The organism is Phormidium pseudopriestleyi FRX01, assembly GCF_017313335.1.
Lineage (GTDB): Bacteria > Cyanobacteriota > Cyanobacteriia > Cyanobacteriales > Laspinemataceae > Laspinema > Laspinema pseudopriestleyi.
Genome location: NZ_JAFLQW010000341.1, coordinates 1 through 6,430, shown reverse-complemented (window position 1 = coordinate 6,430; position 6,430 = coordinate 1). Strand labels below are relative to the sequence as shown.

The following is a 6,430-nucleotide window of genomic DNA, read 5'->3' as shown; positions in this document are numbered from 1 at the left end:
AGAACTGGCAGAACCCTCCGCTGATGCAGAACTGGCAGAACCCTCCGCTGATGCAGAGGAAACTCCAGAACCGGAAGCAGTTCCAGAGGAGGTTATAGAGCCAGCAGCGGCTCTTGCGATTGAAACCTCAGAACCAACGGAAACCTCGGAACCTGCTGCTCCAGCACCGGCTCCGGTGTCATTCCTGGCACGGGCGGAGGCGGAAAGACAGGGGAGAATGCAGCGGTTAGAGGAAACGGCTGTGGAGAGTCCAGTAGAGGAGGACCTCAGACGGACCCCGACCCCGGGACAATCGGATGTTGAGGGGATAGAAATTCCCGGACTGGCGTTTGATGAGGGCTTTTTGTGGTCAGCGGAAGTGCTGGCGGCGCAAGGACGCCGTGCCGATGAGGTTTCCATTGAAGAGATTAACTGGTTGCAGAAGTTACGCCAGGGGTTAGATAGAACCCGTCGGAGTTTAATTAACCAGTTACGGGCAATCGTCGGACAGGGGCCGCTGAATAAAGCAGCGGTGATGGAAATTGAAACGGCCCTGTTGCAGGCGGATGTGGGGGTGGAGGCGACGGACTTGATTATTGAGGCCCTCCAACAGAAGTTAAAAGAAGAGGCACTCCCTCCGGCAGAGGCGATCGCCTACCTGAAAAAAATCCTCCGGGAAATGCTCGATCGCCCCTTTGAGGAAAACTACAAAGCCAACTTTGTCCCGGAGAAAGAGACCCTGAACATTTGGGTGATTGCCGGGGTCAATGGTGCCGGTAAAACCACCACTATCGGTAAAATTGCCCACCTGTCCAAACAATCCGGTTATAAGACCCTGATTGCGGCAGCAGATACCTTCCGCGCCGCTGCAGTAGAGCAAGTCAAGGTGTGGGGAAGCCGCGCCGATGTGGAAGTAATTGCCAACCCGGTGAAAAATTCGGACCCCGCAGCAGTGGTATTTGATGGGATTTCAGCCGCCCAAGCCCGAGGCACAGAACTGTTGCTGGTGGATACTGCTGGACGGCTGCAAAATAAAAAGAATTTGATGGACGAATTGGCAAAGATCCGTAGAATCGTGGATAGAAAAGCGCCCGATGCAGTGGTAGAATCACTGCTGGTTTTGGATGCAACTCTGGGACAAAACGGCCTCCGTCAAGCTCAAGTGTTTTCCGAAGCGATTAATTTGAGTGGAGTCATCTTGACAAAATTGGATGGAACTGCTAAAGGTGGCATAGCCTTGGCGATCGTGCAGCAGATGGGATTACCCATCCGCTTTATCGGTGCCGGTGAAGGAATCGAAGACCTGCGCCCCTTTTCCAGCTATGAGTTTGTCGAAGCGTTGATTGGTGGCTAGTATTCAGAGCAAGAATAGAGACGTTAGACCTTCAGACTCCCTGGGCTGAAGTCATTGGACTAAGGGTTTGAACCCAGGGAAGTCGGGAGCATCTCAATTTTGAAAAGAGACCTAACCCCCCAGCCCCCGGACCACCCCTCCCCGGCCCTCCCCTAAGAGGAGAGGGAGGTATAAGGAATGAATGTCTTGGCTGTACGGGGGAGAAAGAGGTCAATTTCCCCCTCCCCTTGCAGGGGAGGGGGCTCGGGGGAGAGGTCAGATTCGGTTTTTAGGCAAAATTGAGATGCTCCAGGGAAGTCCCGGCAGGTAACTCACCCACCGGGTAGAGTCTCGCTTTGAGAAATGGGTGACCAAAAATCTAACAAATCAGCGATCGCCTGACGAGGAATCGAGTTGGGAAAACCCCCCCATCAGTGGATTGGCAGAGCGTATAAATAGCGCTATCATAAATCCACTTTAATGCGATATCTGTAGAAATCTAGATTGATGCTTCATACAGTCGGAATCAGGGTTGAAAAATAATCACGCTGAAGCCGCCTGCTTGATAGAAAATCAGTCCCCCCGCGATCCGCATCGTAGATCGTGCGAGTTTTTTATGACAAACCACTCAATATACTGGGGAGACGGCCCCCTCTGCTAACCCTTCGACTTCCTACCTTTTGCCGCGAATATTATCTAGCAACCGATTTGAACTCGGTGGCATTTGGGTTAATTTAGAACCGCTTTAAAATACTCAGCCCTTAAACAATCCATAAGGGCGATCGCCAAACCCAATTGGCAGCCATTCTTTAACACCAGACTGTATGGTGTGGGGTAATGTTTACCCCAAAACAAAAGATATAATCACTCCCGCTGGAGCGAGCTTGACTCAATGACTTCTTTGCCTCTCCCTCGACAGCCATTTCAGCCCGATGTACCCGACAACGGCAGCGCATCGGCAGATGTAACCCCCGTCTTTGCCCTCAAAGAACTGGTGGCCCGTTTGCATCGGGAACAAAAGAAAGTCCAAGATTTGCTGTCATCCTTGGGATTTGCCTTACGCAGCTTTAACAATTTAAATCAGTTCTTGGAGTTGATTCCCCTAGTGGCGAGTCGCGTCACCGATGCCGATGGGGGAGCATTGATTCTGTTTAAACCCAATGGTCAAGTGAGGTTACAGCAACTTCACTGCCAGGATGGTCACGAATGCCATGATATTCGCCAGGCTTTAGAAAACCTGACTCGTCAAATCATGGATGATTCTAACTTGGCCGCCTCAAGTCTGCCCCCATCGGCCTTAGATTACCAAGTGACGCCCTACCTAGGGTCAGACGTGCAGTTATTTGGCACCGCCATTTTGGTCAAAAATACGGAACGCGGTCGTCTGTATGTATTCAGTCGAGACCCGGACTATACTTGGACTCCGACGCGCCAGAAGTTGGTCCGGTTAGTGGCGGATCAAACCGCCGTGGCGATCGAAAATGACGAGCTGACCGTAGAATTGCGGAAGAAGGAACGACTGGACCGAGAATTAGAAATTGGGGCAGAAATCCAACTGCGACTCCTGCCGCGCCAATGTCCGATGATTAATGGCATTGAACTGGCTGCCAGTTGTGAAACCGCCAGTCGGGTGGGGGGAGACTACTACGATTTTATTCCCACAACCCACGATTTTGCTCTATCTAAAAATCAAGGCGGAAAACCGAACGGACGCTGGAGCATCGTGATTGGCGATGTGATGGGGAAAGGGGTACCGGCGGGGTTGATTATGACTATGACCCGAGGAATGTTACGCGCAGAGGTCCTCAACGGTCATTCCCCCTCGCGAATTCTTCAGCATTTAAACCGGGTGATGTATGCGGATTTGGAGAATTCTCATCGGTTTGTCACGCTGTTTTATTCCGAGTATGACCCGGAAACTCGGATTTTGTCCTATAGTAATGCGGCACATAATCCACCGTTATTGTGGCAGGCATCTACGCGGACGATTCAGCGGTTAGATACGTTGGGGATGTTGATTGGATTAGACCCGGATACCCAGTATCAAGAAGCACAGATTCAGCTTGCGCCTGGAGATACGCTGATTTATTACACTGACGGGTTTACTGATGCCAGTAATCAAGTTGGCGATCGCTTTGATGAGGAAAACTTGACAGCGGCTTTGGAATGGGCTTGTCAACATTATCAAAAGCCCCAAGCGATTTTAGAACACCTATTCGAGAGGGTCGGCCATTTTATCGGTCCCAATACTCAAAATACTGATGATATGACTCTGATTGTGCTGCAAGTCACAAGGGAGGAGGATAGCTCAAAAACCCGGTCTGAGGAGGAGAATCTAGGAGGGGTTTGAAGTTGGGAAGAACTCTAGAAATCAGGCTGTTCTATGTCCCGGACTCGCCGAAGTGCAATGGTTCACCGGGAGAGCATACTCCCGGTGAAAGGGACGAAGCCCTCATTATTGAAGAAATTGAAGAATTGCGATCGGGTCGTTTACAGGATGAACTTCATCCGGCATACTGCAAACAGCCCTCTTCCTGCCCTCTCCAGGGTGTCAAAAACTCATGACTATATTTTTTTCTAGCCTTCACGAATTAATCGCGCCATTAGCTATCCCTCCCAACAGGGGCGATGTCTTTTCCCCGTTGATGGGGGAATCTTTACGTCAGGCGATCGTGCTGGCTCAACAAGTCAGTGACCCCGATATTATGGGTCAAATTAAAAATAGCTGGGATAACTTTGTTGAAACTGGACAAATTTGGGCATTAATGATTGGTATGGTTCTGGGTTATCTATTTCGGGGATTCCGAGGTAGTTAAAGTAACGGGTCATTTATCCTTAGTCCGTCAATCACCCATGACAAATGACTAATGACAAATGACCCATGACAAATAACCCATGATATTTTGTTTGAGCGAGCTAAGAAGGCGGTTAATTGAGCATGACAGAACAAAAAACCTGGAGTCAACGATTTGAAGGTGCATTACATCCGGCGATCGCCCGCTTCAATGCCAGTATCGGGTTTGATATTCAACTGATTGAGTATGACTTGACCGGATCGATGGCCCATGCGAAAATGCTAGGCAAAACCGGCATTATCTCCCTGGATGAAGCAGATAAGCTGATTAAGGGACTCGAACAAATTCGCCAAGAATATCGCCAAGGGTTATTTAAACCCGGAGTCGATGCGGAAGATGTCCATTTTGCGGTGGAACGTCGCTTGACGGAACTGGTGGGAGATGTGGGGAAAAAACTCCATACCGGGCGATCGCGCAATGATCAAGTGGGGACCGATACCCGACTTTATCTCCGGGACCAAATCCAGCAAATTCGGCAACAAATCCGCGACTTTCAAAGTGTCTTGCTGGAATTGGCCGATCGCCATGTGGAAACCTTAATCCCCGGTTACACCCACCTGCAACGTGCCCAACCGATTAGTTTAGCGCATCACCTCCTGGCCTATTTTGAAATGGCACAGCGAGACTGGGAACGTTTGGGAGAAGTTTATCAGCGGGTAAATATCAGTCCGTTAGGGGCCGGTGCTTTAGCGGGGACAACCTTTCCGATTGATCGCCAATTCACTGCCGAAGAACTCGGATTTAGCCGACCTTATAATAACAGTTTAGATGCAGTGAGCGATCGCGACTTTGCGATCGAGTTTCTCTGTGCCTCTAGTCTGATTCTCGTGCATCTGAGTCGCCTATCCGAGGAAGTTATCCTCTGGGCATCGCAAGAATTTAGCTTTATCACCCTAACCGATAGCTGTGCCACAGGGTCCAGCATCATGCCGCAAAAGAAAAACCCCGATGTTCCCGAATTAGTTCGCGGAAAAACAGGCCGAGTTTTCGGGCATTTACAAGGAATGTTAGTGTTGATGAAAGGCTTACCTTTAGCCTACAATAAAGACTTGCAAGAAGATAAAGAATCCCTATTTGATGCCGTGAAAACTGTCAAGGCTTGCCTAGAAGCCATGACAATTTTAATGAGTGAAGGCATCAAATTTCGCGAGGAACGCCTTGCCGAAGCCGTCGCCGAGGACTTCTCCAATGCCACCGATGTTGCTGACTATTTAGCCGCTAAAGGTGTCCCCTTTCGAGAAGCCTATAACCTGGTTGGCAAAGTTGTCAAAACCTCTCTATCGGCGGGGAAATTGTTAAAAGATTTAACCCTAGAGGAGTGGAAAGAATTGCATCCCGCCTTTGAGAGTGATATTTACGCTGCGATCGCACCCAAACAAGTCGTATCCGCCCGCAATAGTTACGGTGGCACCGGATTTGAACAAGTGAGAAAAGCCCTAACAGAAGCTAAGATTCGCTTTAAAGAAGTGTAAAACCCTAAAAAAGCCCTCACCGGAATTAAAGTGAGGGCTTTTCAGATTGAGCGAGTCTACAGTGGTTGAAATAAAAATTAAGAATATAAAGATTTTTCGGACTTCAAGCAATACTGTTAATACGCTTGTAACTCAAATATCTTTTCGGCCCTTTTTCTTAAAATAACGAGCTGCATAATCTTTCTGTTTGGCAGTCCCGTTAAATAAGTAATGCTTGATGCGCTCTTGCCCTTCAGAAGTTTGGACTAAACTGAGAGATTGGTCAACCATTTTACCCATTTTACTTCCCTCCACCTGTTCCAAATTTTGCATCATCATATCAATATGCTCAAGTTTGGCCGGAGGTTCGGTTTCTACAACGCGATTGACCAAAGTATGATAAGAATTATAAAACCGTAAAGCGTGTTGCACCCGAGTTTCTGTCCTGTTTTCTAGGAGTAAATAGGCCGCATGACGCACTTTACAAGAGCGATCGCGCAATGCCTCAATTACTAAATCTAACCCATCAATTCCATACCGCAGCGCTTCGGACAGGGCAGTAATTCGATATTCTACCACCATTGAAGCCAAACGCATTTTCACTCCATCTAACCCCCCCAAAACCATAGAACCTATGGGGGCCGGGTGTTGTCCCCCCAAAACGGCATCATCAGGTTGAGGTTGATTTCGATTATTTCCCATCAGGCCCTTCGCTCTCAACTCTCTTCGAGTATAGCGAATTTCCAGGGCAAGAATAAAGCAAAAAGCAGAAAGCGGTATTTCCCCCGTTCGTAGTAACGACTTGCTGTCGT

Annotated in this window: 5 protein-coding genes and 1 pseudogene; 5 read left to right on the top strand and 1 reads right to left on the bottom strand. The window is 48.8% G+C overall.

The window, feature by feature from the left end; translation table 11 throughout:
- From ftsY to argH, 5 genes are all read left to right on the top strand, one after another.
- The coding region (gene ftsY, locus J0895_RS12895) for a signal recognition particle-docking protein FtsY (protein WP_207088495.1) at positions 1-1,333 on the top strand (1,333 nt) is incomplete at its 5' end.
- 871 nt (positions 1,334-2,204) lie between these two features.
- Entirely contained in the window at positions 2,205-3,662 is a 1,458-nt protein-coding gene (locus tag J0895_RS12890; RefSeq protein WP_207088494.1) for a PP2C family protein-serine/threonine phosphatase, read from the top strand.
- A 2-nt stretch (positions 3,663-3,664) separates the two neighbouring features.
- A complete protein-coding gene (locus J0895_RS12885) occupies positions 3,665-3,877 on the top strand; it encodes a hypothetical protein (RefSeq protein WP_207088493.1) in 213 nt (70 codons plus the stop codon).
- Entirely contained in the window at positions 3,874-4,128 is a 255-nt protein-coding gene (locus J0895_RS12880; RefSeq protein ID WP_207088492.1) for a hypothetical protein, read from the top strand. The genes J0895_RS12885 and J0895_RS12880 overlap by 4 nt, the downstream gene beginning before the upstream one ends.
- Positions 4,129-4,250: 122 nt before the next feature.
- Positions 4,251-5,639 (top strand): argininosuccinate lyase, encoded by a 1,389-nt coding sequence (gene argH, locus J0895_RS12875; protein ID WP_207088491.1) that lies wholly within the window; start codon positions 4,251-4,253, stop codon positions 5,637-5,639.
- A gap of 132 nt (positions 5,640-5,771) precedes the next feature.
- On the opposite strand, the pseudogene J0895_RS12870 reads toward argH, so the two are convergent.
- A pseudogene (locus J0895_RS12870) lies at positions 5,772-6,430 on the bottom strand (hypothetical protein); the annotation flags it as partial.

Bases quoted from the DNA above. Each gene is read 5' to 3' on its own strand.
- J0895_RS12890 (WP_207088494.1), top strand. From the start codon at position 2,205: ATGACTTCTTTGCCTCTCCCTCGACAGCCATTTCAGCCCGATGTACCC.
- J0895_RS12880 (WP_207088492.1), top strand. From the start codon at position 3,874: ATGACTATATTTTTTTCTAGCCTTCACGAATTAATCGCGCCATTAGCT.
- argH (WP_207088491.1), top strand. From the start codon at position 4,251: ATGACAGAACAAAAAACCTGGAGTCAACGATTTGAAGGTGCATTACAT.